This is a genomic window from Bacteroides oleiciplenus YIT 12058, from assembly GCF_000315485.1.
GTDB classification, from domain to species: domain Bacteria; phylum Bacteroidota; class Bacteroidia; order Bacteroidales; family Bacteroidaceae; genus Bacteroides; species Bacteroides oleiciplenus.
On record NZ_JH992945.1, the window covers coordinates 99,685 to 125,413 of the forward strand.

35 protein-coding genes are annotated in these 25,729 nt (G+C 55.8%); 20 read left to right on the forward strand and 15 right to left on the reverse strand.

Annotated elements, in window-relative coordinates; all coding sequences use genetic code 11:
* Positions 1 to 27: 27 nt before the first annotated feature.
* The 3 genes from mobB to HMPREF9447_RS22955 all read right to left on the reverse strand — a co-directional run bounded on the left by mobB (position 28) and on the right by HMPREF9447_RS22955 (position 2,222).
* Positions 28 to 1,173 carry a conjugal transfer protein MobB gene (gene mobB / locus HMPREF9447_RS22945; protein ID WP_009132158.1) on the reverse strand — a complete coding sequence of 382 codons (1,146 nt, stop codon included), beginning with the start codon at positions 1,171 to 1,173 and terminating at the stop codon, positions 28 to 30.
* Entirely contained in the window at positions 1,167 to 1,589 is a 423-nt protein-coding gene (gene mobA, locus HMPREF9447_RS22950; RefSeq protein WP_004295462.1) for a conjugal transfer protein MobA, read from the reverse strand. Before mobA ends, mobB begins: the two co-directional genes overlap by 7 nt.
* A gap of 390 nt (positions 1,590 to 1,979) precedes the next feature.
* Positions 1,980 to 2,222: a hypothetical protein gene (locus HMPREF9447_RS22955; protein WP_008620133.1), complete on the reverse strand. Its 243-nt coding sequence runs from the start codon at positions 2,220 to 2,222 to the stop codon at positions 1,980 to 1,982.
* A 70-nt stretch (positions 2,223 to 2,292) separates the two neighbouring features.
* Between HMPREF9447_RS22955 and HMPREF9447_RS22960 the strand changes: the two genes are divergently transcribed.
* The 18 genes from HMPREF9447_RS22960 (at position 2,293) to HMPREF9447_RS23045 (ending at position 17,037) form a co-directional block, all read left to right on the forward strand.
* Positions 2,293 to 3,045 (forward strand): ParA family protein, encoded by a 753-nt coding sequence (locus HMPREF9447_RS22960; RefSeq protein ID WP_007559008.1) that lies wholly within the window; start codon positions 2,293 to 2,295, stop codon positions 3,043 to 3,045.
* 6 nt (positions 3,046 to 3,051) lie between these two features.
* On the forward strand, positions 3,052 to 3,474 hold the full coding sequence (locus HMPREF9447_RS22965) for a DUF3408 domain-containing protein (RefSeq protein WP_004295459.1): 423 nt from the start codon (positions 3,052 to 3,054) through the stop codon (positions 3,472 to 3,474).
* A gap of 41 nt (positions 3,475 to 3,515) precedes the next feature.
* Positions 3,516 to 3,935: a DUF3408 domain-containing protein gene (locus HMPREF9447_RS22970; RefSeq protein ID WP_004295458.1), complete on the forward strand. Its 420-nt coding sequence runs from the start codon at positions 3,516 to 3,518 to the stop codon at positions 3,933 to 3,935.
* Entirely contained in the window at positions 3,932 to 4,672 is a 741-nt protein-coding gene (locus tag HMPREF9447_RS22975) for a hypothetical protein (protein WP_007851793.1), read from the forward strand. The genes HMPREF9447_RS22970 and HMPREF9447_RS22975 overlap by 4 nt, the downstream gene beginning before the upstream one ends.
* 145 nt (positions 4,673 to 4,817) lie before the next feature.
* Positions 4,818 to 5,120 (forward strand): DUF4134 domain-containing protein, encoded by a 303-nt coding sequence (locus HMPREF9447_RS22980; RefSeq protein ID WP_004303800.1) that lies wholly within the window; start codon positions 4,818 to 4,820, stop codon positions 5,118 to 5,120.
* A 20-nt stretch (positions 5,121 to 5,140) separates the two neighbouring features.
* Complete coding sequence (locus HMPREF9447_RS22985; protein WP_032558190.1) at positions 5,141 to 5,467, forward strand: DUF4133 domain-containing protein; 327 nt, start codon at positions 5,141 to 5,143, stop codon at positions 5,465 to 5,467.
* Positions 5,464 to 7,959, forward strand: coding sequence for a TraG family conjugative transposon ATPase (locus tag HMPREF9447_RS22990; protein WP_009132159.1), 2,496 nt, complete (start codon positions 5,464 to 5,466; stop codon positions 7,957 to 7,959). Before HMPREF9447_RS22985 ends, HMPREF9447_RS22990 begins: the two co-directional genes overlap by 4 nt.
* Before the next feature lie 14 nt (positions 7,960 to 7,973).
* Positions 7,974 to 8,288, forward strand: a complete 315-nt coding sequence (locus HMPREF9447_RS22995; protein ID WP_004303798.1) for a DUF3876 domain-containing protein — start codon at positions 7,974 to 7,976, stop codon at positions 8,286 to 8,288.
* Positions 8,289 to 8,323: 35 nt separating this feature from the next.
* Positions 8,324 to 8,944, forward strand: coding sequence for a DUF4141 domain-containing protein (locus tag HMPREF9447_RS23000; protein WP_004295452.1), 621 nt, complete (start codon positions 8,324 to 8,326; stop codon positions 8,942 to 8,944).
* 19 nt (positions 8,945 to 8,963) lie between these two features.
* Positions 8,964 to 10,043, forward strand: coding sequence for a conjugative transposon protein TraJ (traJ, locus tag HMPREF9447_RS23005; RefSeq protein ID WP_007851775.1), 1,080 nt, complete (start codon positions 8,964 to 8,966; stop codon positions 10,041 to 10,043).
* Between the two features lie 11 nt (positions 10,044 to 10,054).
* Positions 10,055 to 10,678 (forward strand): conjugative transposon protein TraK, encoded by a 624-nt coding sequence (traK, locus tag HMPREF9447_RS23010; RefSeq protein WP_004295450.1) that lies wholly within the window; start codon positions 10,055 to 10,057, stop codon positions 10,676 to 10,678.
* Between the two features lie 4 nt (positions 10,679 to 10,682).
* Positions 10,683 to 10,982 carry a TraL conjugative transposon family protein gene (locus HMPREF9447_RS23015; protein ID WP_004295449.1) on the forward strand — a complete coding sequence of 100 codons (300 nt, stop codon included), beginning with the start codon at positions 10,683 to 10,685 and terminating at the stop codon, positions 10,980 to 10,982.
* Positions 10,957 to 12,237, forward strand: coding sequence for a conjugative transposon protein TraM (traM, locus tag HMPREF9447_RS23020; protein ID WP_009132160.1), 1,281 nt, complete (start codon positions 10,957 to 10,959; stop codon positions 12,235 to 12,237). The genes HMPREF9447_RS23015 and traM overlap by 26 nt, the downstream gene beginning before the upstream one ends.
* A gap of 72 nt (positions 12,238 to 12,309) precedes the next feature.
* Positions 12,310 to 13,230 carry a conjugative transposon protein TraN gene (gene traN / locus HMPREF9447_RS23025; RefSeq protein ID WP_004295447.1) on the forward strand — a complete coding sequence of 307 codons (921 nt, stop codon included), beginning with the start codon at positions 12,310 to 12,312 and terminating at the stop codon, positions 13,228 to 13,230.
* 1 nt (position 13,231) lies between these two features.
* Entirely contained in the window at positions 13,232 to 13,816 is a 585-nt protein-coding gene (locus HMPREF9447_RS23030) for a conjugal transfer protein TraO (RefSeq protein ID WP_004319140.1), read from the forward strand.
* A gap of 13 nt (positions 13,817 to 13,829) precedes the next feature.
* Positions 13,830 to 14,273, forward strand: coding sequence for a DUF3872 domain-containing protein (locus HMPREF9447_RS23035; RefSeq protein WP_004295445.1), 444 nt, complete (start codon positions 13,830 to 13,832; stop codon positions 14,271 to 14,273).
* Positions 14,274 to 14,336: 63 nt separating this feature from the next.
* Positions 14,337 to 16,289 (forward strand): DUF4116 domain-containing protein, encoded by a 1,953-nt coding sequence (locus HMPREF9447_RS23040; protein ID WP_009132161.1) that lies wholly within the window; start codon positions 14,337 to 14,339, stop codon positions 16,287 to 16,289.
* A 361-nt stretch (positions 16,290 to 16,650) separates the two neighbouring features.
* Positions 16,651 to 17,037 carry a hypothetical protein gene (locus HMPREF9447_RS23045; RefSeq protein ID WP_004295441.1) on the forward strand — a complete coding sequence of 129 codons (387 nt, stop codon included), beginning with the start codon at positions 16,651 to 16,653 and terminating at the stop codon, positions 17,035 to 17,037.
* Positions 17,038 to 17,093: 56 nt separating this feature from the next.
* On the opposite strand, the gene HMPREF9447_RS23050 is transcribed toward HMPREF9447_RS23045, so the two are convergent.
* Genes HMPREF9447_RS23050 through HMPREF9447_RS23090 form a run of 9 tightly spaced genes read right to left on the reverse strand, consistent with a single transcriptional unit; the run spans position 17,094 to position 21,501 of the window.
* Positions 17,094 to 17,297 carry a hypothetical protein gene (locus HMPREF9447_RS23050; protein WP_004295440.1) on the reverse strand — a complete coding sequence of 68 codons (204 nt, stop codon included), beginning with the start codon at positions 17,295 to 17,297 and terminating at the stop codon, positions 17,094 to 17,096.
* Positions 17,281 to 17,460 (reverse strand): hypothetical protein, encoded by a 180-nt coding sequence (locus tag HMPREF9447_RS23055; RefSeq protein WP_004295439.1) that lies wholly within the window; start codon positions 17,458 to 17,460, stop codon positions 17,281 to 17,283. The genes HMPREF9447_RS23050 and HMPREF9447_RS23055 overlap by 17 nt, the downstream gene beginning before the upstream one ends.
* 4 nt (positions 17,461 to 17,464) lie before the next feature.
* On the reverse strand, positions 17,465 to 17,731 hold the full coding sequence (locus HMPREF9447_RS23060) for a DUF6956 domain-containing protein (protein WP_004295438.1): 267 nt from the start codon (positions 17,729 to 17,731) through the stop codon (positions 17,465 to 17,467).
* Between the two features lie 46 nt (positions 17,732 to 17,777).
* Positions 17,778 to 18,095, reverse strand: a complete 318-nt coding sequence (locus HMPREF9447_RS23065) for a hypothetical protein (protein ID WP_004295436.1) — start codon at positions 18,093 to 18,095, stop codon at positions 17,778 to 17,780.
* Positions 18,096 to 18,135: 40 nt separating this feature from the next.
* Positions 18,136 to 18,462, reverse strand: coding sequence for a hypothetical protein (locus HMPREF9447_RS23070; protein WP_007559031.1), 327 nt, complete (start codon positions 18,460 to 18,462; stop codon positions 18,136 to 18,138).
* Between the two features lie 40 nt (positions 18,463 to 18,502).
* A complete protein-coding gene (locus HMPREF9447_RS23075) occupies positions 18,503 to 19,786 on the reverse strand; it encodes a PcfJ domain-containing protein (RefSeq protein ID WP_009132162.1) in 1,284 nt (427 codons plus the stop codon).
* Between the two features lie 2 nt (positions 19,787 to 19,788).
* On the reverse strand, positions 19,789 to 20,199 hold the full coding sequence (locus HMPREF9447_RS23080) for a PcfK-like family protein (RefSeq protein WP_009132163.1): 411 nt from the start codon (positions 20,197 to 20,199) through the stop codon (positions 19,789 to 19,791).
* 45 nt (positions 20,200 to 20,244) lie between these two features.
* Positions 20,245 to 21,237 carry a hypothetical protein gene (locus HMPREF9447_RS23085; RefSeq protein ID WP_007559037.1) on the reverse strand — a complete coding sequence of 331 codons (993 nt, stop codon included), beginning with the start codon at positions 21,235 to 21,237 and terminating at the stop codon, positions 20,245 to 20,247.
* Between the two features lie 12 nt (positions 21,238 to 21,249).
* On the reverse strand, positions 21,250 to 21,501 hold the full coding sequence (locus tag HMPREF9447_RS23090; protein WP_004303766.1) for a hypothetical protein: 252 nt from the start codon (positions 21,499 to 21,501) through the stop codon (positions 21,250 to 21,252).
* A 542-nt stretch (positions 21,502 to 22,043) separates the two neighbouring features.
* Here HMPREF9447_RS23090 and HMPREF9447_RS23095 point away from each other — a divergent pair.
* Both HMPREF9447_RS23095 and HMPREF9447_RS23100 read left to right on the forward strand, forming a co-directional pair.
* A complete protein-coding gene (locus HMPREF9447_RS23095) occupies positions 22,044 to 22,337 on the forward strand; it encodes a helix-turn-helix domain-containing protein (protein ID WP_004319131.1) in 294 nt (97 codons plus the stop codon).
* Positions 22,334 to 22,645 (forward strand): helix-turn-helix domain-containing protein, encoded by a 312-nt coding sequence (locus HMPREF9447_RS23100; protein WP_007662685.1) that lies wholly within the window; start codon positions 22,334 to 22,336, stop codon positions 22,643 to 22,645. Before HMPREF9447_RS23095 ends, HMPREF9447_RS23100 begins: the two co-directional genes overlap by 4 nt.
* Before the next feature lie 36 nt (positions 22,646 to 22,681).
* Here the strand turns inward: HMPREF9447_RS23100 and HMPREF9447_RS23105 are convergent, their stop codons facing one another.
* The 3 genes from HMPREF9447_RS23105 to HMPREF9447_RS23115 are packed head-to-tail and all read right to left on the reverse strand — an operon-like array spanning position 22,682 to position 25,620.
* The gene (locus tag HMPREF9447_RS23105) at positions 22,682 to 23,047 is read right to left on the reverse strand and encodes a hypothetical protein (RefSeq protein WP_007559043.1); all 366 of its coding nucleotides are present in this window, start codon (positions 23,045 to 23,047) and stop codon (positions 22,682 to 22,684) included.
* A 28-nt stretch (positions 23,048 to 23,075) separates the two neighbouring features.
* A complete protein-coding gene (locus tag HMPREF9447_RS23110) occupies positions 23,076 to 24,365 on the reverse strand; it encodes a site-specific integrase (protein WP_009132164.1) in 1,290 nt (429 codons plus the stop codon).
* A 31-nt stretch (positions 24,366 to 24,396) separates the two neighbouring features.
* Positions 24,397 to 25,620: a site-specific integrase gene (locus HMPREF9447_RS23115; RefSeq protein ID WP_007568640.1), complete on the reverse strand. Its 1,224-nt coding sequence runs from the start codon at positions 25,618 to 25,620 to the stop codon at positions 24,397 to 24,399.
* Between the last annotated feature and the right edge of the window lie 109 nt (positions 25,621 to 25,729).

Genomic DNA, 25,729 nt, shown 5'->3' on the forward strand with positions numbered 1-25,729 from the left:
TTTAATAAATGAATGATAATTGAGATGTTATACTTTCCTCCGTCGTGAGGTATTCCGCTTCCGTTGCCCGTCCCGTCCGGCAGGCGCTTGTTTCGGGGACAAGTCCCTCGTGTTTTCCCCGGGATTCCGTTTCCCGCCGAAGCGCAGCTCGAAGGCGTTGGCCGAGTATGCCTTTCCCAGCCGTGATCCGTTCACGACCGTCCGTGTTTCGTGGTCAATGAAGGTCACACCCACGATGCGGCCGTTTTCGTTGCGTCGTATGTAGAGATCCACTCGGGCTTCCCGCAGGCGTTCGCGCAGTTCTTCCTCCGTGGGTTCTCCCCGAAGCGCTTTATCGACCCGGCCACGGATTTGCCTCCTCGTGTCGTCCTTCCCGAACCGTTCGGCGCTGTGCTCCATGTGCCGTTCCAGCCCGTCATACCCGACCTCTTTACCGAACAGTGAGGATTTGAGCGGCGCGGCCACTGCCTTGTCCCCGTTCTCGTCCAGCAGCGTGTAGAGCAATCCCCGGTAGGGGGTTCCGTTCCGCTCTCCCCGGACTTCCTCTATACCTATATTATATAAGGACAGCAATGCCCGGAACTCGCCGAGGGTCTGGAAGCGGTATGTCGCCACGGCCGGTTTTATTACCGCTGCCACCTGGCGTTTCAGGTCGCCCCGCGTGTAATCGGCGGGGACGATCCCTTGCCCTTTCTCCCGCCTTCTCCCTTTGGCGGGATGCAGTCCGTACTCCCGTTCCAGTTCCTCGGTAACGGCCACGCTGCGTTCGTTGCGCCTGCTGTCGTTTATCTTGCGCCCGTCCTGGGCCACCTGCACCGACACGATATGGATATGCTCCCGTCCGATGTCGGTATGCTTGAATACGATATAAGGTTGTCCTCCCCAGCCCATGCGCTCCATGTAGGCCCCGGCTATCTCCGCGAGTTGCCCGTCGTCGAGGCGGTCTTCGGGAGCCGGGTTGAGCGACACGTGCACGACGGGTTTTTCCGTCCGGTAGTGCGAGGGCATCCAGCGCAGGAGGTCTTCTGCCGTCGCGGCCACGTTGAAGCGCCCATCCGCCGGCTCCCTCACGATGTGGGTCAGCAGCACCTTCCCGTCGCCCCGATCGACTTTCTCCTGGTTGTACGCCAGCGCGCCGTACACGTCTTTTCCGGTGGTGATATTGGCTACCATCGCTGTTTGAACTCTTCGGAGAGCGACACGACCTGCTGCCCGACGGCCGCCAGTTCACGTGTCGCTCTCTCCAGTTTATAGAGCAGCGCGAGTGTTTTCTTCTCGGAAAAATGCGCGTGCAGCTCCTTCACCACCTGGTTGTAATTCGTTCCCACGGCACGGAATTGGGCGTGGAAAGCGGTCAGCTTCGCCACGTATTCGAGCGTTCCCCGGTCGGTCTTTACCACCCGGAACGCCTCGTTGAACACTCTCGCTTTGATAAAAGCGGCTTTGGACAATAGCCCGGACTGCTCGTAAAGGTCGAGGAAACGGGCATGTTCCACGGCTGAAAAGTTTACCGAAAAGCGGTAAACGGCCGGGTCGTTTTTCGCGGGTCGTCCCCCTTTGCCCCCTCGGGGCTTTCTGTTCTTTTCCATCGCATCGAAATTTTAAGGAGAGGCCAGGGCCCCACCGGTTCCTGAAAATTCCGATCCCTTCGCGGCTTGCCGCCCTTCTGAAAAGCACCGACTCCGGAGGTGCTTTCTCCCCCTTGCGGGCAAGCTGTTTTCTGCTGCAAAACGAGAATCGTGCAGCAGAAAACACAGCTTGCTATTTGCCCTTTGCAAATACCTTCTGCCCGCTCGCGGACAGAACATTGAAAGAGCCGCCGTAAAACGGGGCAAGGACGGCTTCATTAGCGTCGGGATCGTTCACGAGGCAAAGATACCGACCTATTCAATCGCTTGTACTACAAGTGATTACGCCACTTGCGTCCACTTTGATGCCACACGCGGCCATAGCGGAAAAAGAGCATACAACCCGTGTTTTTAAGGGTTTACTTTGCACGTGAGAACGGATACGGGCAATGACACATCCTCCTGTCCGCACACGTGCGGACGGATGCAGAAAACACCGTGTGCAGAGGAAAAAGCGGGTCTTTGTCCGGATAAGCAAATGCGGTTGCGCATGAGTATAAAATCGGACACGCGCCCATGCACCGGCATACCGGCGTAACAGCCTGCCAGCGCACCAGCATATATGCGTGCCGGCATACCTGCATAAAATCTCATGCCGTCACTTGCCCGGATACGTGAAGAGATGAACGATTACCCGATTGTATAACTAAAAACGCATGGAACAATGAAAGAGAAAACGAAATTCGTGGCCTTCTCCACCCAGAAAGGCGGAGCGGGTAAAACCACCCTCACGGTGCTGGCAGCTTCTTACCTGCACTATGTAAAGGGTTTCAATGTCGCGGTCATCGACTGCGATTATCCCCAACACTCCATCGTGGAGATGCGGGAACGTGACCTGAAGCTTGCCCTCGAAGACGAACATTACAAGAGGTTAGCTTACGAACAATTCACCCGGCTTCAAAAGAAAGCCTATCCCGTCGTGGAAAGCAACACGAAAGAGGCGTTGGCCGATGCCGACTACCTCCTGCCGCAAGGTGATTTCGATTATGTGTTCTTCGACCTTCCCGGTACGATCAATAACGAGGATCTGATTCATTCCCTGGCCGGAATGGATTATCTCGTCGCCCCGATCAGTGCCGACCGGGTTGTCATGGAAAGCACCCTGAATTACGCGGTTGTGGTAAAAGAGCATATCATGGGCCGCGAGAAGTCCCGGATGAAAGGGCTGTATATGCTATGGAACATGGTGGACGGACGTGAAAAAACAGAGTTATATCAGGTTTACGAGGCGGTAATGAAAGAGCTGGATCTTCCTGTTCTGAAGACCTTCCTGCCTGACACCAAGCGTTTTCGTCGTGAGCAGAACGCCAGCCGTCGCTCTGTCTTCCGCTCCACGCTCTTCCCGGCAGACCGTTCTTTGATCCGGGGCAGCAACCTGGATAAACTCGTGGATGAATTGATCGAACTGTTAAAGTAGGATCTTATGAGCGGAAAAGAACATGACGACGGTTTGGACGCTTCCTTCATCATCAGCCAGGCCAAAAGCCGAAACCGGCCATTACATCCTTACACGCCGGAAAAAGAGGAGGAGGCATCGGCTCTATCGGAACCGTCCGGCGAGGCCGCCTCCTCGTCGGCTACGAAAGAGGAGGGACGCCGCCGAAGAGGGAAAGGCCAGGATTACGAGCGTCTTTTTATCCGGAACGCCCCCTCCAATACCCGAAGCGGCAAAACGGTGTATATCCGCAAGGAGTTTCACGAGCGTATAACCCGGATAGTGCAGGTTATCGGTAAGAACGAACTCTCGCTGTATAGCTACCTGGACAATGTGCTGGAGCAGCATTTCGCTACCTATCAGGAGGAAATTTCGGAACTCTACAAGAAACGGAACTCCGATATTTTTTAGTTATGAACCCAATATTTACAACCTATTAAAAACAATCCATCATGTCAGACAAAGCAATTATTTTATCTGTTATCCTGGCGGCCGTCCTTTGCGTCGCCGTGCCCTTCATCTTCCGCGTGTGCCGCTACCGGCGCAGGATGAAAACCCTTATCGTCCCCGACGGCCCTTCGGGGGAGGTCGCCGTGGGGACTGTCCCCACCCCCGAGGCCGAGTACCTGGCCCGTTACATCTGCCTGCTGCGGCTGCCTTTCGCCGGTAACAAGCACGTGAAGATACGTCCGTCGTATCACGAGCGTATCCGCGAGATCACCCGTGTCATCGGTCGTGGCGACGTGACGATCACGGCCTACGTGGACAAGGTTCTCAAGGCGCACCTGGACGATAACCGGGAAACCATCGAGCGGCTTTTCGAGGAGCGTGAGGCCGTGGCCTCCCGGCAACCCAAAGCGGAGGAGCGATGAACGGGGCGTTGTGGCTGCTGCCCCTCTTTGCCGTGGGGTATGCCTTGTGGGCGTTTTTCCGCCTGCGGCGGATGGAACGCAACGAACCGGCAGACGGGATCGTTGCCGAAGACACTCCCTGCCGACAGGAGATCATCGGCAGGAGCCGCTTTGTCCTCGACCCGCGCCACTCCCGGCCACAAGCTGCCGTAGAATCTGAAACTGAAAAAGTTACGGAAAAAGCCGATATATTTGTGCCCACGAATGTACCCGAACACCCCCGGCAGATTCCGCCGGAAGACCTGGATGAAGTGTTCGGTGTCGCTCCCGAGGGGGAGCCTAACGAACCTCTGGAAATCGACTTTCCGCTGTACGATGAATCTTTCCCGGATGCGGACGCGGAGGAGTCGGATTATGACGAGGATGAAGACGACACCGAAGAGCTGCCCCTTTTGGGCCGCTCGCTTGCCCAGGGGGTTAGTTTTGAACAGATGGGCGAAGCCTACCGCCACGTGGTACATGATCCACCTTCAACAGACGAGCAAAGGGAGGAAACGGGACGTGTCCTCCTGGGCCTGAAACAGACCGACATGTTCGAGGTCATCGTTTCGGGCCGCCCCGACGGGAACGACAGGGTAAAATCCCTGATCGACACCTACCTCTCGGCCTTTCACCGGCGTATGTCCGAGAGGTCTGCGGAAAGCCCATCTCCGCAGGGTTCGGTTCCCACGGGTTTCGACGTCCGTGAGTTTGTTTAACCCCATAATGACATCACGATGAAAGAAAAAGACTACGGGTAGCGCATGAGGTTACCCGCGAACCACTGAAAAAATCCGAATCAAGAAGTTTAACCCGGTGCGGGGCCTATCCATCCCCGCGCCACAATTCAAACATTATCGAGTTATGAGAAAGAACAAGATTCTTCTTCCGGCGGCATTTCTCTTTGCCGCCATCTCCTCCGCTTTCGCGCAGGGCAACGGCATCGCCGGCATTACGGAGGCTACCAACATGGTAACCAGCTACTTTGATCCCGGAACGAAGCTCATCTACGCGATTGGGGCTGTGGTCGGCCTTATCGGGGGCATCAAGGTCTATAACAAGTTTTCGAGCGGCGACCCCGACACGTCGAAGACCGCCGCGAGCTGGTTCGGCGCGTGTATTTTCCTGATTGTCGCCGCGACGATCCTACGCTCTTTCTTCTTGTAGTCCAACCTGTCATGCAAATAATTATGGAATATGGAATCAACAAGGGAATCGGCAAGAGCGTGGAGTTCCGGGGCCTGAAGGCGCAGTACCTCTTCATCTTCGCGGGCGGCCTGCTGGCCGTCTTCGTGGTGTTCGTCATCCTCTACATGGCAGGGGTCGATCAGTGGGTATGTATCGCTTTCGGCGTTGCGGCGGCTTCGGTGCTGGTCTGGCTTACCTTCCGCCTGAACGCCCGTTACGGGGAACACGGGCTGATGAAGCTGCTCGCCGCGCGCCGGCATCCCCGCTACCTGCTCAACCGCAAGTCCCTGCGCCGGTTGCTGAAAAGAAAGGGGGGCCGCGTATGAGAAACATCTTGAAAGCCACCACGCTGGAAAGCAAGTTCCCGCTCCTGGCCGTGGAAGGCGGTTGTATCATCAGCAAGGATGCGGACATAACGGTCGCCTATCGGGTCGAACTCCCGGAGCTGTTCACCGTCACGTCCGCCGAGTACGAGGCGATCCACGCCGCCTGGTGCAAGGCCCTGAAGGTCTTGCCCGAATACAGCGTGGTACACAAGCAGGACTGGTTCATCCGCGAGCGTTACCGCCCGGCCACGGGCGAGGGGGACATGAGTTTCCTCTCCCGCAGTTACGAGCGGCATTTCAACGAGCGTCCGTTCCTGACCCACGCCTGCTTCCTCTACCTGACGAAAACGACGAGGGAGCGTATGCACATGCGTTCAGACTTCTCGACCCTCTGCCGGGGCAACATCATTCCCAAAGAGGTAAACCGGGAATCGGCGACAAAATTCCTGGAGGCGGCGGAACAGTTCGAGCGTATTCTGAACGATTCGGGTTTCCTGACCCTTGTCCGCCTCACGGGGGACGAGATCACGGGTACGGCGGATTGTCCGGGCCTGCTGGAACGGTACTTTTCCCTCTCGCTCTCGGAGACGACTTCTCTTCAGGACATCGAGCTGGGGGCCGAGGTTCTGCGCGTGGGTAACAAACGGGTGTGCCTGCACACGCTCTCGGACACGGAAGACCTGCCGGGGCGCGTGGGTACGGACACCCGTTACGAGCGTCTTTCCACCGACCGTTCGGACTGCCTGCTGTCGTTCGCGGCCCCCGTGGGGCTTCTGCTTTCCTGCGACCACCTTTACAACCAGTACGTGTTCCTGGAAGACAGCGACGAAAACCTGCGTATGTTCGAGAAACGTGCGCGTAACATGCAGTCCCTTTCCCGCTACTCCCGCGGGAACCAGATAAACAAGGAGTGGATCGACCAGTATCTCAACGAGGCGCACTCGTTCGGTCTTCAATCCGTCCGGGCCCATTTCAACGTGCTGGCCTGGTCGGACGACGTGCAGGAGCTCCGGCATATCCGCAACGATGTGGGCAGCCAGCTCGCTCTGATGGAGTGCCGCCCGCGCCACAACACCGTGGACGCCGCCACGCTCTACTGGGCGGGTATGCCGGGCAACGCGGGAGATTTCCCCGCCGAGGAATCGTTCTACACGTTCATCGAGCCCGCGGTCTGTTTCTTCACGGAGGAAACCAACTATAAATCCTCGTCCAGCCCTTTCGGCATCAAGCTGTGCGACCGCGTAAGCGGCAGGCCCCTGCACCTGGACATCTCGGACGAACCGATGAAAAAAGGGATCATTACGAATAGGAATAAATTCGTGTTAGGCGGCTCGGGGTCAGGCAAGTCATTCTTTATGAATCATTTAGTCCGCCAATACTGGGAGCAGGGCACGCATGTCGTGCTGGTGGATACCGGTAACAGCTACCAGGGCCTTTGCGAGCTGATCCGGCGTAAGACCAAAGGTGAGGACGGCGTGTATTTTACCTATACCGAGGAACATCCCATCAGTTTCAATCCGTTCTACACCGACGACTACTATTTCGACGTGGAGAAGAAGGACAGCATCAAGACGCTGCTGCTGACACTCTGGAAAACCGAGGACGACAAGATCACGAAGACCGAGAGCGGCGAGCTGGGCAGTGCCGTGAACGCCTATATCGAGCGTATCCGCGCCGACCGGAATATCGTGCCGTGTTTTGACAGTTTCTACGAGTACCTGCGGGACGACTACCGCCGCGAGCTGGAGGAGCGGGAGATCCGGGTCAGCCGCGAGGATTTCAACATCGACAACATGCTCATCACCCTGCGGCAGTATTATAAGGGCGGACGCTACGACTTCCTTCTGAACTCCCGGGCCAACATCGACCTGCTCTCGAAGCGCTTCGTGGTCTTCGAGGTGGATTCCATCAAGGAAAACAAGGAGCTTTTTCCCGTGGTCACCATTATCATCATGGAGGCTTTCATAAACAAGATGAGACGGCTCAAGGGGGTACGCAAACAGCTCATCGTCGAGGAGGCCTGGAAGGCGCTCTCTACGGCCAATATGGCTGAATATCTGCGTTATATGTATAAAACCGTCCGCAAATACTACGGTGAGGCCATCGTTGTGACGCAGGAGGTCGAGGACATCATTTCCAGCCCGGTGGTCAAGGAGGCGATCATCAACAACTCGGACTGCAAGATCCTGCTCGACCAGCGCAAGTTCATGAACCGTTTCGACGCGATTCAGTCCTTGTTGGGGCTGACCGACAAGGAGAAGGCGCAGATTCTCTCGATCAACCAGTCCAACGACCCTTCCCGTAAATACAAGGAGGTCTGGATCGGTCTGGGCGGCGTTCAGTCGGCGGTCTATGCCACGGAGGTCAGCGTCCCGGAGTACCTGGCCTACACGACCGAGGAAACGGAGAAAGTGGAGGTACAGCGGCTTGCCGGCGAGCTGGGCGGTGATATGGAACTGGCGATCAGGCAGCTCGCCGAGGGCAAACGTTAAAGGGAGGGCAGGCCATGTATCGCAAGTGTATCGGATCAGACCCCACGGCGGCGCGTTTGGACTTCGCGCTGTACGAGGTGGCGGGCGAGTGGGAAAGCCGCTCGGGTTCTCCCCGGGTTCGCATCTACCGCAACCCGGGACGCCGGGGCGGCGGTTTTTACGTGGAGGTGTCCTACAAGGACGGGACACGCTTCTCCCGTCCCGTAAGGAAGTATTGGGGAGGTATCCGTTACTTCGACCTCTACGGGTATGTCGCCCTGGCCTACGATGCGGGGCGCGAGGTGCTCCAGCTCTCCGCCTACGGGGATTATTACCGGGCGTCGGAATGACCGCCCAAGTATTCACGAATTAAATAATGAAAAGGATGAAACGATTGATTTTAACGCTGTTCGTGGGGCTTCTTTGCTTCACGTACCAGGCAAAAGCGCAGTGGACGGTCATCGACCCGTCGAACCTCGTTCAGAACATCAAGAGCGCGGTTCAAAGCTCGACCACGGCGACCAACATGGTCAAGTCGCTGCAAGAGAGTATCAAGATTTATAACCAGAGCAAGGCTTACTACGACGCCCTCAAATCGGTGCATAACATCATCAAGGATGCCCGGAAGGTGAAGCTGACGCTCGAAATGGTCAGCGAGATCACGGAAATCTACACCTCGGGATTCAACCGTATGGTTTCAGACCCGAACTTCACGGTGGACGAGCTGGCGGCGATCTCGGCGGGTTACGCCCGGTTGCTGGAGGAGGGTGGCGCGCTGGTGGCGGAACTCAAGACGGTCATAACCGGCGGCAACGGCCTCTCGCTCTCGGACAAGGAGCGGATGGACGTGGTGGATCAGGTTTACACGAAGATGCTGGAGTACCGCAACCTCACGCGCTATTACACGCGCAAGACCATCTCCGTGTCCTTCATCCGCAGCCGCGAAAAGGGCGACGCGCACCGGGTGCTGGCACTTTACGGGAACCCGAACGACAGATATTGGTAACCTGAAAACGGAGGCAGTCATGGATTTCGACAATTTACACCAGGTTCTCCGGAACCTGTATCAGGAGATGATGCCGCTATGCGGCGACATGATCGGGGTGGCGAAAGGTATCGCCGGCCTGGGTGCGCTCTTTTACGTGGCTTACCGGGTATGGAAGGCACTGGCCAGCGCGGAGCCTATCGACGTGTTCCCGCTCCTGCGGCCTTTCGCCATCGGCTTGTGCGTGATGTTCTTTCCCACCGTGGTTCTGGGGACGATCAACGCCGTGATGTCGCCCGTGGTGCAGGGCACGCACGCCATACTGGAGGGGCAGACATTGGATTTGCAGGCATACCAGCAACAGAAGGACGATTTGGAAGCCGAGGCCCGCAGGCGCGAGGGCAAGGCTTGGTTAGTGGACGACGAGGTGTATGAACAACGGCTTGCGGATATGGGTATCACGGACTTGGGCGAGATTATCAGCATGTGGGCCGAACGCACGTGGTACGACATCAAGGCCGGTTTCCGGCAGCTTGTCCGGGACTTCTTCGAGTTGTTGTTCAACGCCGCGGGGCTTACCATCGACACGCTGCGGACATTCTTTTTAGTCGTGCTGTCGATTCTGGGGCCCTTGTCGTTCGCCCTCTCCATTTACGACGGCTTCCACTCGACGCTCGCGAGCTGGATTTCCCGCTATATCAGCGTGTACCTTTGGCTTCCCATCGCCGACCTGTTCTCCGCGGTGCTGGCCAAGATCCAGACGTTGATGCTCCAGGCGGACGTCCTGGCCCTGCAAGACCCCAACTACATTCCCGACAGCGGCAGCGGTGTCTATATTATCTTTTTGATTATAGGTATCATAGGCTATTTCACGATCCCCACCGTTGCCGAGTGGGTGATCCAGTCGGGCGGAGCCGGCGGGGCTATGGGCGGTATCAACAAGGCCGGGGCATTCGCCACGGGTGTCGCTGGCGGTATCGCCGGCAACATGATCGGCCGCACGTTCGGGCGTCGCGGCGGTGGCGGTTCCTCCTCCGGTAACGGCGGCGGTGGCCCGGCTTCGGGCAGTGCCCCCAACGGGCGCAACCTGGCAACACAAGGTAACAATAATCATTCATAACAATTTGGACAATGGAATTCAAGTCATTAAAAAACATCGAAACAAGTTTCAGGCAGATTCGGCTTTTCGGTATCGTGTTCCTCTGCCTGTGCGCGCTGGTATCCGTGTTCAGCGTGGTCGCGAGCTTCCGTTTCGCCGAAAAGCAGCGCGAGAAGATCTACGTCCTGGACGGGGGCAAGTCGCTGATGCTGGCGCTCTCGCAGGATTTGAGCCAGAACCGCCCCGTGGAGGCGCGCGAACATATCCGGCGTTTTCACGAGTTGTTCTTCACCCTCTCGCCCGACCGTGCGGCCATCGAGAGCAACATCAACCGCGCGCTGTTCCTGGTCGATAAGAGCGCCTTCGCCTATTACCAGGACATGCAGGAGAAAGGTTACTACAACCGTGTGGTGTCGGGGAACATCAGCCAGCGTATCGAGGTGGACTCCGTGGTGTGCGACTTCAACGCCTATCCCTACCGGGCCATGACCTATGCCCGGCAAATGATTGTCCGCGAGAGCAACATCACCGAGCGTTCGCTGGTCACGCGCTGCGAGCTGATCAACTCGGGGCGTTCGGACAATAACCCGCAGGGTTTCATCATGGAGAAATTCGAGATTCTGGAGAACCGCGATTTACGTACATTAAAAAGATAAGGCTATGGCAAAGAAGAGAATAAAGGCTTTCGGGGAGTGGGTCGAAGACCACCTGCGCCGCGCTTGCGGGGCGCTCTCGCCCGATAAGCGGATTATCGTGATCCTCACGCTGCTCTTGTTCTTTTCCGTCTTGTCGCTCTACTTTACCGTGTCTTCCATCTACCGCTTCGGCAAGGGAGCCGGGGAACGGATGCAGATACGGCATATCGAGCGGCTGGAGCTGGAATTAAGACAACGGCAGGAGGCCGACAGTGTAAAACATCTAAAAGATTTCAATTATGACGACGAACGAAAAACAGAATAAACAGCCGGAGGCGGGGAAAAAGGAACTCACGCCCCGGCAGATACAGATGCGGAAGAAGATGGTGGTCTTCCCGCTCTTTTTCCTGGCCTTTGCCGGGTGCATGTGGCTGATCTTCTCCCCCGGCGAAAAAGAACGGGAGGAGCCTTCGGCGGGTTTCAACACGGAGCTGCCGACCCCGGAATCGGAGGGTATCCTCTCGGACAAGCGTGATGCCTACGTGCAGGAGGAGATGCGGCGCAGGGAGCGGGAAAAGATGCGCTCCTTGCAGGATTTCGCGTTCGGGATGGAGGACGAGGAGGAAGAGCCCGTCATGCCCGCTGCCGTGCCGGATAAGTCTTCCGGCCCTGCCGGCGGTTCGTCGGGAGCTTTCCGGACTTCCCGTGCCGCCTATGCCGACATCAACCGCCAGTTAGGCAGTTTCTACGAGGAGACCGCCGGTGAAACGGGGGAAGAGCGCGAGATGCAGGCCCGCATCGAGGAACTGGAACGCCGCCTGGAAGAACAGCAGGCGCAGAAAACGGCCCAGGAGGAGCAGGTGGCGCTGCTGGAGAAGTCCTACGAGATCGCCGCCCGCTACATGAATGGCGGTCAGGCCCCTGAAGCCCCGCGTCAGAAAGCCTCCGTTTCCGGCAAGGCTTCCGTGCAGCCCGTGCGCCAGGTGCGCCGTAACATCGTGTCGCTGCTTGCCGCCCCGCTGCCCGATTCGGTCTTCGCCCGTGAGTTCGTCAAGCCCCGGAACTGGGGTTTCAACACGGTGGGGAGCGACCTTCGCGAGCCCGAGCGCAACAGTATCCGTGCCGCCGTGCAGCAAACCGTGACGCTCACCGATGGCGGGGAGGTTACTTTCCGGCTGCTGGAACCGATGATGGCGGGAGAGCTGCTCATCCCCTCGGGTACGCCCGTAACGGGGGCGGCGAGGATCAACGGCGAACGGCTGACGGTCAAGGTCAGCGCTGTCCAGCACGGCGGGGCGGTCGTTCCGGTCGATCTGTCGGTCTATGACACGAACGGCAACGAGGGTATTCCCGTGCCGGGGTCGGAAGAACTCAATGCCGTGAAGGAGATCGCCGCCAATATGGGTGCGGGCATGGGCAGCAGTATCACGATCACGGACGATGCCGGTTCGCAACTGCTCTCCGACCTGGGGCGCAGCGCCATCCAGGGCGTGTCGCAATACGTGAGCAAGAAGATGCGCTCGGTCAAGGTCACGCTCAAGGCCGGTTACAGCGTCCTGCTGCTCCCGCCCCTTCAATAAGGGTACAAACGACGTACTTCCGTACACCACTGAAAAAATCCATTTTTATCAACAATCAAAAAATTATCGAGTATGAAAAAGATTCTTCTGGCACTCGCTTTTATCGGGTGCATGTTCGCTGCCCACGCGCAGGAAAAGCCCTCCACGGGCGATTTGTACGACGGTCTTACCCGTCCGCTGACCTTCAACCGGGTTATCCCGCCCTACGCGCTGGAGGTGACGTTCAGCAAGACCGTTCATGTGATTTTCCCCTCGGCCATCCGTTACGTCGATCTGGGGTCTTCGGATCTTCTGGCGGCGAAAGCCGACGGCACGGAAAACGTGCTGCGTGTAAAGGCGGCCCTGCGTGATTTCTCGCGCGAGAGCAACCTTTCGGTCATTACCGAGGACGGGGCCTATTACAGCTTCAATGTCAAGTATGCCGACGAGCCGGTGAAACTGTCGGTCGAGATGGCGGACTTCCTGCATGGCGGGGAGGCGGTAAACCGCCCCAATAATGCGCTGGACATCTATTTGCAGGAGTTGGGATGCGAATCTCCGCTGCTGGTCAAACTGATCATGCAGTCCATTTACAAGAATGACCGCCGCGAGATCAAGCATATCGGTTGCAAGCGTTTCGGGGTACAATACCTCCTCAAAGGTATCTACGTGCATAACGACCTGCTTTATTTCCACCTCCAACTGAAAAACTCCTCCAACGTGCCTTTCAACGTGGACTACCTGACGTTCAAGATTACGGACAAGAAGGTGGCCAAACGCACGGCCATCCAGGAGCAGGTCGTATGGCCCGTGCGTGCGTACAACAACGTGCAGGTCATCGGCGGCAAGCGTACCGAGCGCATGGTCTTCACGCTCCCGAAGTTCACGCTGGCCGACGACAAGCAGCTGGTCGTGGAACTGCACGAGCAGCAGGGCGGGCGACACCAGACTTTCACGGTGGAGAATGCCGACCTGGTGCGCGCACGTGTTATCAACGAGTTAAAGGTAAAGTGATATGAAACGGGCGATATTCATTCTCACGCTGGGGTTATGCCTCCTCCTTTCGGACGGGGCGCACGCCCAGCGTGCCCTGCCCGCCATGCGCGGGCTGGAAATACGGGGAGGCATGGCCGACGGCTTCTATACCCGGGACAGCCGCAGCGAAACGGGCTACTGGTTCGGGCTGGCCATGAGCCGCTACGCGAAAAATGCCGATAAGTGGGTGTTCGGCGCGGAGTTCCTGAACCGTTATTACCCCTACAAGTCGGAACGTATCCCTGTGGCGCAGTTCACGGCCGAGGGAGGTTACTATTACAAGTTCCTCGCCGACCCGTCCAGGACTTTTTTCTTCTACCTCGGCGGCTCGGCGCTGGCCGGTTACGAGAGCGTGAACCGGGGCGAGAGGCGGCTCTATGACGGCTCTACGCTCCGCCACCGCGACCGTTTCCTCTATGGCGGGGCCGTCACGCTGGAGGTCGATGCGTACCTGACCGACAGGATTATCCTCTCGCTGACGGGGCGTGAGCGTATCCTATGGGGCACTACAACGGGACATTTCCACGCGCAGTTCGGCCTGGGCGTGAAATTCATAATCCATTAAACTTGCAAGCGACATGAAAAAGATGAAAAAGATATTGGCCCTGGCGGTCTGGATCGCCGCCCTGGGTCTTTTATGCGCATCCTGCGACAACGGGCTGGATATACAGCAGGCGTACACGTTCTCTCTGGAAACGATGCCCGTTCAGAAGCGAATCTCCGTTGGTGAAACCGCTGAAATCCGCTGCACGCTCGTGCGGGAGGGGAGATATGACGGCGCGCGTTACACGATCCGCTATTTCCAGCCCGACGGGCGCGGTGAGTTGAGGATGGACGACGGTACGGTGTTCCTGCCCAACGACCGCTATCCGCTCGACCGTGAGGTGTTCCGCCTCTATTACACATCGCGCAGCGATGACCAGCAGACCATCGACGTCTATGTCGAGGACAACACGGGTCAGGTCGTGAAGACCTCCTTCACGTTCCAGAGCGAGAACGGGACGGAGGAAACGGAACGATAACGGAATATGTCTAACCAAGAGAAGCGCCCGTCACCCGGGCGCTTTCCATAAATACTGAAAACCATGACAGAGCAAGAGAGAATAGATATAGCCTATCTCGATACGGGGGTGTACGAGAACCCGTGGCGCGAGAACCTTTTCGAGACGCTGCCCGAGGATCGGAAAACGGCGGAAGTCTGCCGTTTCGCCATCAAGAAATCGGCTTTCAACATCGAGTTCGTTCCCGAAGCGATGAAAACGCCGGAACTTTGTCTTGCCGCGGCCGGCCACCGGGGCGAAACACTGAAATTCGTCCCTGACCGTCTGAAGACACCGAAAATGTGCCGTGCCGCCGTCGATAGCAACAGCTACGCGCTGTATTACGTTCCGGAGGGGTTGAAGACCCCCGAACTGTGCATGACGGCCGTGAAGCGCAACGGTCTGGTGCTGGAGGCCGTCCCCGGGGAATTGAGGACGCCGCAAATATGCCGTGCGGCGTTGAAAGCGGTGGACAGTGCCGATTACAAGATACTCCCTTACATTCCGTATCCCGATATATGCCTGGAAGGGCTGAAAAAATTCGGGATGTCGTTCGTGGACAAGTTCGAGATTTTCGCCTCCATTGCCCCGGAGGTCATGACCGGGGAACTGGCCCTTCACGGCGTGGGGATGGACGCGTCCTGCCTTTCGCTCGTGCCGGTGGAACTGCGCACGGAGGCAGTCTGCCTGCGTGCCGTCAGCGGGGACGGCATCCTGCTCCATGAAGTGCCGGAGGAATTACGCACGGAACGGGTCTGCGAGGCCGCCGTGTCCTCGAACTACCTGGCACTGGAGTACGTTCCGAAACATCTGAAAACCGACCGTCTGTGCGGGATGGCGCTGGAGCGCGATCCCCTGGCCATCCGCTTTTTCAACCCCGAACAGCTCACGCCGGAGGTCTGCAACCGGGCGTTGGCCCGTACCGACGACCTGCGTGTCCTCCGCTATATCCCCTTCGAGGAGATACACCTGAAAGTGTTGGGGTTCTATTGCACGAATTACGATAAGACCTTCGATTTTTTGGAGAACATGAACCCCTGGTTCCTCACGCCGAGGGTGGCCCGGGAGATCTTCGCCCTGGAGCCGGAGCTGTTCTACAACCTTCCCGACCACGCCAAGAACGAGGAGATGTGCCGCCGGGCCGTCGGGCACGACGGGAGCTACCTGCAATATGTCCCCGAGAAGTGGAAAACGCCGGAGTTGTGCATGGAGGCCATACGGCGCAGTCCCTATGCCATCGCCCACCTGCCCGAGAGCATGAAAAGCCCGGATCTATACATGAGCCTGGTGCGGGAGAACCCGCAAAACCTGAAAGGCGTCCCCCGCGAAGCCAGGACGCCGGAGATGAGCCGGGAGGCTTTCGAGCGTACCTACGGGAAGGACAAAACCGATTTCTCGGTTATCAGCGCGTTGAGCGACCCCGCCCTGGTCTTGCAGGTGTTCCGCGAGCAGGACGACCCGCAGAAGATACACCGGTTGATGAGTATCCTGCACCTGAACCGCCGGCTTGTAACGGAGGAGGTGGCGTTGGAGGCCGTTCGCAAGGATGCGGGGGTGCTGTACGACATTCCCAGCACGGCCATCACGCCGCTCGTGGCCGATACGGCCGTGCGGGGCGACCCGAGGATGATCCAGTGGGTTCCGAGGGAGCTTCGCACGGCGGATCTGTGCCTCTATGCCGAGGCCGCCCATCCCGAGTTGCGGGTTTACGTTCCCGACGAGATAGCGAAGGGACGTAATATCTATTCGTTCCACCGTCAGGTGGACGCGAAATTGCGGCAGCCGCTCGAATACGAACAATACAAGACCCTCTACTCGGGCGGCGCGGTGCGTGTGAACAACGTGTGGACGTCGGTTGCGGGTGAGATTGACTGCTGCGAGGTGCGTTACGACCGTAAGACGGAGAAACTCAAACTGCGGATCGTCGAACCGCCCAGGGAGAAGAAGGCGCAGCCGAAGGTCGCGCCCCGCAAACCCGCCCGGGGGCCGAAATTGTAGGACGGCGGGTAGTTCTTTGGCAGGAAGGTTGTTAAAAATCGCACGTGTTGTCGCCGATACCCGGATGAAATCGTTATATTTGCAATCGAATCCTCCGGCGGCGTGCCGCCGGGCGATTTACATACGGAAGGAACACATTATGGTGGGGCATTGAAAACAGCCAAATTTTAATCCGCTCGCAAAATAATGGGTAGTTCTCTTCTTCATCGTCGTGTCTATATGCGTCAAGCGTATGCGATAGCGGCGTGGGGAGAAATTATCTATCGAGTGGATGGGTGCTTGGCTGTACCTCAATGCCGGTATTTAACGTATTCTCACGCCTTTTTCGTATGGTATTTGTCTGAACCTAAAGAAAAGCGATATGGAAACGAAATCGACAAATGAGGTAAAGGGTGATTACGACCGGGTATCGGCGAGTGAATGCCTGGGGTCGCTAATCGAGTTGCACGGGATTGTCATGGAAGACGATCTGTTCGTCATTCCCGATGCGGATGGCACGGCAGTATTATACAATGACGGGAAGATACGTTTTGACGAGATCGCCGACATCGAGGTCGGCTCGGTGTTTGTGGGCATCCTGCTCCGCAACGGCTATCTGTTCTACCTTTCCCGTACCGAACCGCTCAAGACGTGCATATACACGCATGGCGGGTGGGGTTCAATCTCTGAAATTTCTCCCCGTGGCATTGCCGGACATATCGGGCGTGAACTGCACGGGAAGCTGGGCGACCATACGGCGGTCGATTGACGGGAAACAAAAAAATCGGACGGTTGTTATCGTCCGATTTTTTTCGCGTCGTATTTTCACGGCCGTTGCCTGCCGTGTTCCCGTTTCCGCCTTTGCAGGGCGAGCAGTTGCCGCAACATGTAGGCATGGTTTTCCCCCACGGTATGCCCCGAGGGCATCAGGTAGGGACTTGCGAGGCACTCCCGGCATTGGCGTACCGCCTCTTTTAAGTCGGTAACGGTTATTTCCGCTCCCGTGATGTCTTTAATCTTTGTTTCCATTCTTGTCCTGTTTTTTTGGTTCGTACCAACTGTCCCGGTAATTTTCTCCCACGAGCGAGAAAATTCCGCTCATGCCGCTTTCAGCGGCGAAATTTTTGGCTTCCCATATACCGGAAAACTCTCCCAGCAGCCGGTAGCCGATGAATAATTTGTACTTGCGCATGATTTTATCGTTTTTCCAGGTTGATAATCGGTGTGTTCTTTTGCAGCCATTCCTTCACGCTGTCCATGTTGTATTCGGATGTGATAACCGCCGTTCGGTCGTCGATTTCGGTGAAGCGCGTAGTTTCATACCCGTCGATCCACTGCTTCAGCGTGGCAACGCCCCACACCTGCGGGTCGTCGAACATGGTGTTGAGCCGCCCGATACCCTCGCCGAAGGTTACGAGCAGCGTTTCATAGGAGATTTCCTTGTTTACTTCATTCGTTTTCATATTCTCGCTTTTTACGGGCGGCTTTTGCCGCCCCGAAATTTTTTAATCAGACAAGTTCCACTCTAACCCTGCTCATGTTCGCCCAGAACACGCCGTTGCAGTAGTAGGCGTAGCCGTTATGCCAGTTGCTCCTGCGGCGTATCACGTCCTGCTCGGGTGGTCGTATCTCGATACTCGTGGTGTAGATGTTGTGTCCCACGGTAATGACGAGGTTGCACCTTCGCCATATCTCGGAATGGGTTTTGAACCCGTTTTTCCCCTCGACGAGCGCAAGGGCCGTCTTGACTGCTTCCCGAACTTCCCAATCCCACTCCCCGAAGGGTTTGAGCGGGCGTGCCATGTAGCTTTTATAGATGATTTTCATTGTTATGTTTTTTTGTAGGGCGGCTTTCGCCGCCCCGATTTTATAATTCGACAATCCTTTCCACTCTGCCGTACAACATGGAGCGTATGCTCGTCTTGTCCACGCCCTTATATTCCGTGTAATGCCCGTACTGCTTTACCACGAATGTTTTCAGTACATCGACAAAGTTGAAACGATACCCTAAAAGCAGAATGGAGTCCTTGAAATAGGTGTTATGGTTTACCTCACGGGTAATCCAGTCTTTCTCCTCACGGGTGAGCGTTCCCCCGTCATTGAGCCGTTTGCGTAATATGTACGCTTTTGAGCCTGCAAGGCTTTCGAGTGCGGGAACGTCCCACGACACGAATTTATATGCTATTTGGTTCATTCTATTTTGTTTTTGCGGGCGGCTTTCGCCGCCCCGATTTTTATGCTGTCATTCGTTTCCGTATAAGGGACATGTTCCCCTTCATCAGTTTCAGTATTTGCCCGTGGTATGGGGTATTCTTGTTACACACGCCACGGCTCTGCACGACCTCCATGCGTTTTAGGGACACCTCTATCGTTTCGATACGTTTGCCGTCGATTGTGGCCGAGAGTATGAGCGAGTCGGCTTTCAGATAGTATTCGTTGGTAAACACGCAGTGGTGCATGGCCTCGCCCTCCTGCCGTATGGCTTCAACGCTGTCCAATACCTTGATGCGGATTTCCCCGTCGGAAAACTCCACTCCGAAAAACCGTCCTTTGGCTTTGACAAACGAGGCTTCCTGTTCCAACGCCTTGCGCCGTTCCTCCTGCCGCCGTTCCATTTGCATGTGTCGCCGTTTTTTAGCCATGTAGAGGTCATGCGCTGCGGGCAGGTCTGCGGGACACACGAAATGGGCGTTATGCAGGTCTTTCCCGAAAAATCGCAGCAGGTCGATGTAGTCGCACCATTCCGTCGGTTTCCCGATAGCGTACCCGTTACGGATGGCGATACGGATGGCCGGCCAATAGTCGGCGATATTGCGGGAGGAACGGGCGAAAAATCGCACGAGTGCCGTTTGTCCCGCTTTAAGCAGCGTTTCGGCCTTGTTCTCCGAGAGCAGCAGGTGGATAAGGTCGAAAGGGGTTACATCGGGGAGTTGTTTGCCGTAACCGCTTCGGCGCAGTTCGGGGATAAGCCGTTGCCGGGGATAGATGCGTGTGGGCGTGATGTTGTATTTCCCGTCGTTCTCCGCCCGCAGTTCCAATGCGCTCGACCAACTCCACCCGTGAACGAAGAAGCCCATCGGGCGCAGCCGTGCGAAGGTTGCGGAGCGTCCGTCGGGGGCAATCCACCGCTGTACGGCTTCGATATGGGTGTAAACGGGTGTCTGTCCCACTTTCGCCCAACACTCGATATAGACGAAGCGCAGGACTTGAAAACCCTTGCAGCGGGTTACGATGCACAAATACTCGTAATCGTTGAACTTGCGGCGCAGGGTGGTTTCCACTTTCAGCGTGGTGTGGCAGTGCGGACACTCGCACCCTAACAGATTGTCCGTGAGTTCTCCGTTTTCGCTCTGCCACGTGTGGCCGCACTCGGTGCAGGTGATAAGTCCTTTCGGCGTGCGGCGTCCGATATGCTCGATGCAGTTCTTGTACCCCCATTCGATTTGTGCGGGGGTAAGCGGCGGCAGGTGTTTGCTTGCCGCCACAACGCTCTGTTGGAATTTTGTTCTCGGTTTCATAACTAAAATAGACTGGGCATTAGTTTGTTATCTTCGATTTTCTTGGGTTTGGACTTGGCTTTCGCCAACTTGGCGTAGGCTTCGCTCTCGGCCTTCCGTATGGCGTTCCGCCGTGCCTCGGCTTTTTCCTCCTCGGTCAGTTCAACGGTGTGATTGACCACTACCTTGCAACTGACGGGTTTGCCGATGTCGATGTCCTCCTCGTCGTAATAGTGGAGTGCCATAGAGTATATTTCCTCGTCGGCAAACCCGTTGCAACCGCTCTGCCGTACTTGGTTGATGATGAAAGTGCAGCAATCGTCAATGTTCTTTTTCGGGTTGGCGTATCGGGGTGCGAAAAGTTCGTCCTCCCGTGCCCGTGCGTCGAGATAGTTCTGTATCGTCAGTTTGAAATAATCTGTTCCTTGTGCCATGATTTTTTGGTATTGTGGGGCGGCGAGCCGCCCCGTGTTCAACATTTATTCGTCCTTTCCGAGAAGCCGCCGCACCTCGTCCTCTTTGGTCTTTTGGAAAATCCATCCCGCTCTCTTCTGCCCGTCATGCGTCAGCCGTGCGTTGAAGCGTCCCCCGAGTGCGTGAAGGGCGTCCTTGACGGGCTTGGTGTCCCCGAATACGGCTATCGCCTTCTCGGAATAGTCCACGATGATAAACCCGCCTTGCACGCTCGTTTCAGTGCGTTCCGCCCGTTTTTCGTCTTTCGGCTCGGGCAGACATATATTCTCCTCGTTTCCTGCGATATATGCCAGCCTGTCGATGTACCCTTCACGTGTGTAGTGGGTCAGTTTGCAGACACTCCACCCGTATTTCGGACTTTTGCCGAGCGTGAAAACGGGATAGCGGTGTTCGTTCTTGGGGTCGTATTCGGAGAGGTGCGCCGTTTGCGGGAAATTGGCCGCCGCCTTTCTCAACTCCCCGAAGCCGTTGCGGGAGGTGGCCGAAAAGCCGAGAATGACGGTACGCACGCTTCGGGTGGTCGAACACTCGTAAGAGGGGTCAGTGTATTCCGTTTCGTTGAGTTCGGCGATGATTACGCCCTGCACCCCTTCGGGCATGATGCGGCGTAACCTCTGCGCTCCTATTTCCGCTATGCGGTCATGCTCGGCTTTCTCTTTGGCGGCGGCGATGGCCTGCGCCGTGGCTTGCTCTTCCGCCTGCCCCACGAGCAAAGCCACCTCGAAAGCGTCCATGAACTCGGGGTTCACGTCGTCGTAGTACCTGCCGATACCGAATGTTTGCGAGAGGGGTCGCAGAATGTCCGTTTGGCTGATTTCCTTTGTTTCGGTATCGACCATGTGGTACACGTAGCCACGGGCGGTGTGTTCCACCTTGTAAACGACGTAACGCTTTCTGCTCGCACCCGCACCGATACCGATGATTACCTGGTTTTCCTTGACTACCTGCACCCGTGTGTCCGTGGTAGTCGCTCCGAATAATGAAATGTACTTTGTCATACCTGTAAAAATTTAGAAGATGTGAGTGAATAGGAAATAGAAAAAGCCGGTTAGAGCCACGAGAGAAACAAGGCAGGAGAAAATGCCCCGCAGGATGTCATAACAGAACGTGAAGCCCAAAACGACCCAAATAAAGTCGATACCCCACACGTGGAAGCCCAAAGCCACCGCCCCGACCTTTACCGCCAACCCGACCTTTGCCTTTATGCCAAGTGGAAGGTTGGAGGATTTCTGTTTCCATTTATTTTTCTCTTCGTTTCTCATAACCTTTGACTTTTTTTTTATGCCGTAGCGGAGCCGGTATGGATGGAATCTGTTTCGGTAGCATCAAAAGGTGTCGGGGATAGCTGCTGCAAGATTTTGTCGGAAAATACGCTCGCCCGCAGGGAAAGAGGAAGATTTTGCGGCAAACCGCCCCGCGGCCCGATCTTGCAGCAGCGTGAGCCCCGTAACTACCTTTGCTACTGACAACAGATTTCCATACCGCGCTCCGCGGCATGAAAAAAAGAGAGGAAAAGGTTATGGGAGAGAAACGGGGAGAAAACGATATGCCGTGAACGCTCGAGAAAGTCGGTTCACGGCTCACCCTGCATGGAATGATAAATCGCCCGCGAACATTTCCTTTCACGGGCGATTGGCGTATCGGAGCGTGCCGATCCCGTATCGGCGGAGGATCGTTTCCGCCGGACGTGGCGCCACTCGCTGCCACTTTGAAGACGGATACGTCCATATGCCACTGGCTGATAACAAGATACTGTCCATTTGTGTACTTTTGGGCATCCGGGAAACAAAAAATGAAACAGAACATGGAAATAATAAGTATGGACGTGAAGGCTTTCGACGCGCTGGCAGGGCACGTGGAAGCCATTGAAAGAAAAGCCGAGGCGTTATGCCGCAGGCAAGAGGACGTGAGTTTGAAAAAATGGCTGGACAACCAGGATGTCTGTGACGTGCTGGGTATATCGAAACGTACCCTGCAAACCTACCGGGAGAAAGGGTTGCTGCCTTTCAGCCGCATCCGTCACAAAATCTTCTACAAACCGGAAGATGTCGGGAAGCTGCTGCAATCGTCGCACTATCCTAATACCGCCGCGTTATGAGCCATTATTTCATCGACAAGCACGATCCGCGTGTGGCGGATCTCTTCCGGCGTTTGGAAAAGGCCGGCAAGGCACTGGATAAACTGGAATCCTCCGGAGGCCGGACACTCAAGGGAGAGCGGTTCGTCACCGACGAGGAATTGTCCCGGCTGCTGAAAATCAGCAGGCGTACATTGCAGGAATACCGCACGGCGCGAATCATTCCCTATTATTTGATTCAGGGCAAGGTACTATACATGGAATCCGAGATACAGAAACTCCTGGAAGATTCCCGGAAGAAATGTATCGGGGGACAGGAATGGGTATAAAAGAAGAACGGCCAAAACGTTGGCCGTTCTTCTTTTTCAATTCAATATCGTGTTCATGCCGGGGAGCTGCCAGACGACAGCGGTCGTCGTGGCCCTTCGGACAAGCCACCGTCGGAAGGCTTCTGCATTCCCGGATTTTAAGCGGAAAGCCAGCGCGGCGATCATTTCGAGCGAATACAGCTCGACAATACCGCCGTCACGGTTGCGCTCCCGGCGGTAAACCCGCTCCTCACGGAGTATGCCGCTTTTGAGTATGGAGCGGATGTTGCTCCCCACGGCAGGAACGAAGACTCCGAACAGGTCGGCAATCTGGTGGCGCGTGAGCCATACACGGTTCTCCGGCGTGTGGATTTCCACCCGCCCGTTTTCAATGCTGATAGGTTCTCTTGTCGTCATAGTCATACAAATTTATCAATTTTTGTTATACTGTTCAACCGTTTACCGTTATAATATCTGCCGTTTCCGGTTCGTCCTCCTCGTAGAGATTTATTTTCCGGCCTTTGGTCTGTTCTTTCAGACGTTTCATGTCCTCGTCCACCTTGCGGTCGGTCACTTTGGCGTAAATCTGCGTGGTGGAAATGCTCTTGTGTCCCATCATGCGGCTGACAGTTTCGATAGGCACACCCAACGAGAGCGTGATATGTGTCCCGAAATTGTGCCTCGCCTTGTGAAAGGTCATGTCGAAGCCGTATGTCCGTCCCAGTTCTCTGGTGAGCTTGATGAGATACCCCCGGCAATAGAGGTTGAAAATCCTGTCGCTTTTACGCTCGTGGCGGTATTTCTCGATGATCTGCAACGGCACGTTCAGCAGGCGGATGGCCGAGGGCGTTTCGGTCTTCTGGCGCCGGATGTGTATCCAGTACGTTCCGTCGTCCGACTGCGTGATGTCTTTTTCGGACAAGCGTTTCAGGTCGGCGTAGGACAACCCCGTGAAGGTAGCGAAGAGAAACCAGTCCCGCACCCGCTGGAGGTTGGGTTTATCGACGGGAGTTTCCATCAGTTTTTTGAGGTCTTCGAGTTTCAAATGGCGGCTCTTGCGCTGGGGCAGTTCCGGGTGCAGCTTCCCGTAAGGGTCGCGCCGGAGTGTACCCTGACTGACAGCCCGCTTGGTCATTTTCTTCAACCGGTAAAGATGCTCGTGTACTGTCTTGGGTTTCATTTCACGATCTGTACGCAGGAATATTTCAAAATCATCGTAGAACTCCCGGTCAAGGCTCCGCAACGCTACATCCTCCTTTTCCTTCCTTTTTTTCACGAAGGAGGCTAAAATATTATAGGAGTTCTCGTAACTTTCATAGGTTTCTTCCTTGCGATCCACGCCGACACGCTTGCGGAACTCCTCGTTATGCTCGCGGAACAAGGCAAGGAGGGTGAACGGTTTCTGCCCGATTCCTTCCACGGCGTTTTTGACCAGCTCGGCCGTCACGAAACCGAGGCTTTTACGAATATGGCGGTAATGTCCGGTGATTTTTTCGGTCAGTTTCTCTATTGCCAGGTTTACCGTTCGGGCGTTCTCGCTTCGTCCGTTCGCCCTTTTGGTTTCCGGATTCCAGAGCGATGGATCGACAAACGCGTTGATATTGATCGGGGCCGACTTGGCATCGATGCTTACCTTGCATAACAATTTACATGTTCCGTCCTTGCGGACTTTCGTGCGGTTGATGTAGAACAGCAGGGAGAACGTGCTGCGACGTTTTATCTCTTTATTATTCGGTTCCATAATCGTTGTGAATTTGATTGTCAATGATAGATTAAATAGCTACGGAGAAGCGACCGGCAATCTTTTCCTCTAAAGACCGGGTATCCATGTCGATCTTGTCATCGGTCACTTTGGCGTAAATCTGCGTCGTGGAAATGCGGCTATGCCCCAGCATTTTACTGACGGTTTCAAGCGGGACACCATGCGAAAGCGTGATCTCGGTGGCGTAGGTATGGCGTCCGCAGTGAAAGACGAGCTTCCGTTCAATTCCGCAAATGGCGGCAATACGTTTCAGCGTCCGGTTGAGTTCGTTGTTGCTGTACATCGGCAGCAGTTTTCCTTCCGGGGCCATATCCCGGTACTTGTCGAGGATGAGCAACGGTATGTCGAGCAACGGCACTTCATAGTCGATTTTCGTCTTCTTGCGGGCGGTCTTGATCCATACCTCACCGTCCTCGGCCACTTCCAGATCCTCCGTCGTCAGGCGGCACATGTCCCCGTAAGGGATACCCGTGTAGCAGGAGAAGAGGAACAGGTCGCGGATATGGTAGAGTTTCGGGTCGTGCAGGGGTGTGGTCATCAGCCGTTGTAACTCCACGGCGGTAAGGTATTTCTGTTCCCGCTCGGGATGTTCGGCTTCATAACCCGCGAACGGGTCGGCAGTGATAATCCCTTCCGCGATGGCTTCCCCGACAATCGTGTTCAACCGTGTGACAAGCAACACGATAGTTCCCAGGGCAAAGCGGCGCTCCGTGCGTAGGTAGAGGTCATAGTTGTCGATGAATGAACGGTTCAGGGCCGTGAAAGGAACATCCGACAACTTGTATTTCTCCTGGATGAAAGCGGCCACACAGTTACAAGCATAGCGGTAAGATTGCGCTGTTCCCTTTTCCCGGTTCACGCCGACACGTTTTTCGAAATGTTCGATGAACGTCCGGAAATAACCCAACAGGGTTTCCTGCCCGAAAGCCGTCCCCAACAACAGATTCCTTATTTCTTCAGCCGTTACATTCTCACGGGTGGCTGACAGTTCGGCATAAATGGAAATGGCTGAAGCTCGCAAATCGTCCAGTTGCCGGTTGATTTCCCGCGCGGCGTTACTTTTACCCGTGGCACGTCCGGATGCCCACAGTGCAGCGGGTACGGACATTTTCGCGCTAAAAGCCGCTTCTGAAAATTTGCCGACAACAAGTTTCGCCATGACCGGGCAATGTCCCTCGTCATTCATTTCGCTCTTTTTGAGGTAGAACGTAACCGTTACATCCGTCTGTTTCATAACTCTATTTTTTTATGTTGCAAAATTACTTGATATAGAGTTATTTACAGTTATGAAAATTATAGCGGAACAAAGAATAAAACCCCGGATGCCGGTAACATAACCTGTA

Bases quoted from the DNA above. Each gene is read 5' to 3' on its own strand.
- mobB (WP_009132158.1), bottom strand. From the start codon at position 1,173: ATGGTAGCCAATATCACCACCGGAAAAGACGTGTACGGCGCGCTGGCG.
- mobA (WP_004295462.1), bottom strand. From the start codon at position 1,589: ATGGAAAAGAACAGAAAGCCCCGAGGGGGCAAAGGGGGACGACCCGCG.
- HMPREF9447_RS22955 (WP_008620133.1), bottom strand. From the start codon at position 2,222: ATGAGATTTTATGCAGGTATGCCGGCACGCATATATGCTGGTGCGCTG.
- HMPREF9447_RS22960 (WP_007559008.1), top strand. From the start codon at position 2,293: ATGAAAGAGAAAACGAAATTCGTGGCCTTCTCCACCCAGAAAGGCGGA.
- HMPREF9447_RS22965 (WP_004295459.1), top strand. From the start codon at position 3,052: ATGAGCGGAAAAGAACATGACGACGGTTTGGACGCTTCCTTCATCATC.
- HMPREF9447_RS22970 (WP_004295458.1), top strand. From the start codon at position 3,516: ATGTCAGACAAAGCAATTATTTTATCTGTTATCCTGGCGGCCGTCCTT.
- HMPREF9447_RS22975 (WP_007851793.1), top strand. From the start codon at position 3,932: ATGAACGGGGCGTTGTGGCTGCTGCCCCTCTTTGCCGTGGGGTATGCC.
- HMPREF9447_RS22980 (WP_004303800.1), top strand. From the start codon at position 4,818: ATGAGAAAGAACAAGATTCTTCTTCCGGCGGCATTTCTCTTTGCCGCC.
- HMPREF9447_RS22990 (WP_009132159.1), top strand. From the start codon at position 5,464: ATGAGAAACATCTTGAAAGCCACCACGCTGGAAAGCAAGTTCCCGCTC.
- HMPREF9447_RS22995 (WP_004303798.1), top strand. From the start codon at position 7,974: ATGTATCGCAAGTGTATCGGATCAGACCCCACGGCGGCGCGTTTGGAC.
- HMPREF9447_RS23000 (WP_004295452.1), top strand. From the start codon at position 8,324: ATGAAACGATTGATTTTAACGCTGTTCGTGGGGCTTCTTTGCTTCACG.
- traJ (WP_007851775.1), top strand. From the start codon at position 8,964: ATGGATTTCGACAATTTACACCAGGTTCTCCGGAACCTGTATCAGGAG.
- traK (WP_004295450.1), top strand. From the start codon at position 10,055: ATGGAATTCAAGTCATTAAAAAACATCGAAACAAGTTTCAGGCAGATT.
- HMPREF9447_RS23015 (WP_004295449.1), top strand. From the start codon at position 10,683: ATGGCAAAGAAGAGAATAAAGGCTTTCGGGGAGTGGGTCGAAGACCAC.
- traM (WP_009132160.1), top strand. From the start codon at position 10,957: ATGACGACGAACGAAAAACAGAATAAACAGCCGGAGGCGGGGAAAAAG.
- traN (WP_004295447.1), top strand. From the start codon at position 12,310: ATGAAAAAGATTCTTCTGGCACTCGCTTTTATCGGGTGCATGTTCGCT.
- HMPREF9447_RS23030 (WP_004319140.1), top strand. From the start codon at position 13,232: ATGAAACGGGCGATATTCATTCTCACGCTGGGGTTATGCCTCCTCCTT.
- HMPREF9447_RS23035 (WP_004295445.1), top strand. From the start codon at position 13,830: ATGAAAAAGATGAAAAAGATATTGGCCCTGGCGGTCTGGATCGCCGCC.
- HMPREF9447_RS23040 (WP_009132161.1), top strand. From the start codon at position 14,337: ATGACAGAGCAAGAGAGAATAGATATAGCCTATCTCGATACGGGGGTG.
- HMPREF9447_RS23045 (WP_004295441.1), top strand. From the start codon at position 16,651: ATGGAAACGAAATCGACAAATGAGGTAAAGGGTGATTACGACCGGGTA.
- HMPREF9447_RS23050 (WP_004295440.1), bottom strand. From the start codon at position 17,297: ATGGAAACAAAGATTAAAGACATCACGGGAGCGGAAATAACCGTTACC.
- HMPREF9447_RS23055 (WP_004295439.1), bottom strand. From the start codon at position 17,460: ATGCGCAAGTACAAATTATTCATCGGCTACCGGCTGCTGGGAGAGTTT.
- HMPREF9447_RS23060 (WP_004295438.1), bottom strand. From the start codon at position 17,731: ATGAAAACGAATGAAGTAAACAAGGAAATCTCCTATGAAACGCTGCTC.
- HMPREF9447_RS23065 (WP_004295436.1), bottom strand. From the start codon at position 18,095: ATGAAAATCATCTATAAAAGCTACATGGCACGCCCGCTCAAACCCTTC.
- HMPREF9447_RS23070 (WP_007559031.1), bottom strand. From the start codon at position 18,462: ATGAACCAAATAGCATATAAATTCGTGTCGTGGGACGTTCCCGCACTC.
- HMPREF9447_RS23075 (WP_009132162.1), bottom strand. From the start codon at position 19,786: ATGAAACCGAGAACAAAATTCCAACAGAGCGTTGTGGCGGCAAGCAAA.
- HMPREF9447_RS23080 (WP_009132163.1), bottom strand. From the start codon at position 20,199: ATGGCACAAGGAACAGATTATTTCAAACTGACGATACAGAACTATCTC.
- HMPREF9447_RS23085 (WP_007559037.1), bottom strand. From the start codon at position 21,237: ATGACAAAGTACATTTCATTATTCGGAGCGACTACCACGGACACACGG.
- HMPREF9447_RS23090 (WP_004303766.1), bottom strand. From the start codon at position 21,501: ATGAGAAACGAAGAGAAAAATAAATGGAAACAGAAATCCTCCAACCTT.
- HMPREF9447_RS23095 (WP_004319131.1), top strand. From the start codon at position 22,044: ATGGAAATAATAAGTATGGACGTGAAGGCTTTCGACGCGCTGGCAGGG.
- HMPREF9447_RS23100 (WP_007662685.1), top strand. From the start codon at position 22,334: ATGAGCCATTATTTCATCGACAAGCACGATCCGCGTGTGGCGGATCTC.
- HMPREF9447_RS23105 (WP_007559043.1), bottom strand. From the start codon at position 23,047: ATGACTATGACGACAAGAGAACCTATCAGCATTGAAAACGGGCGGGTG.
- HMPREF9447_RS23110 (WP_009132164.1), bottom strand. From the start codon at position 24,365: ATGGAACCGAATAATAAAGAGATAAAACGTCGCAGCACGTTCTCCCTG.
- HMPREF9447_RS23115 (WP_007568640.1), bottom strand. From the start codon at position 25,620: ATGAAACAGACGGATGTAACGGTTACGTTCTACCTCAAAAAGAGCGAA.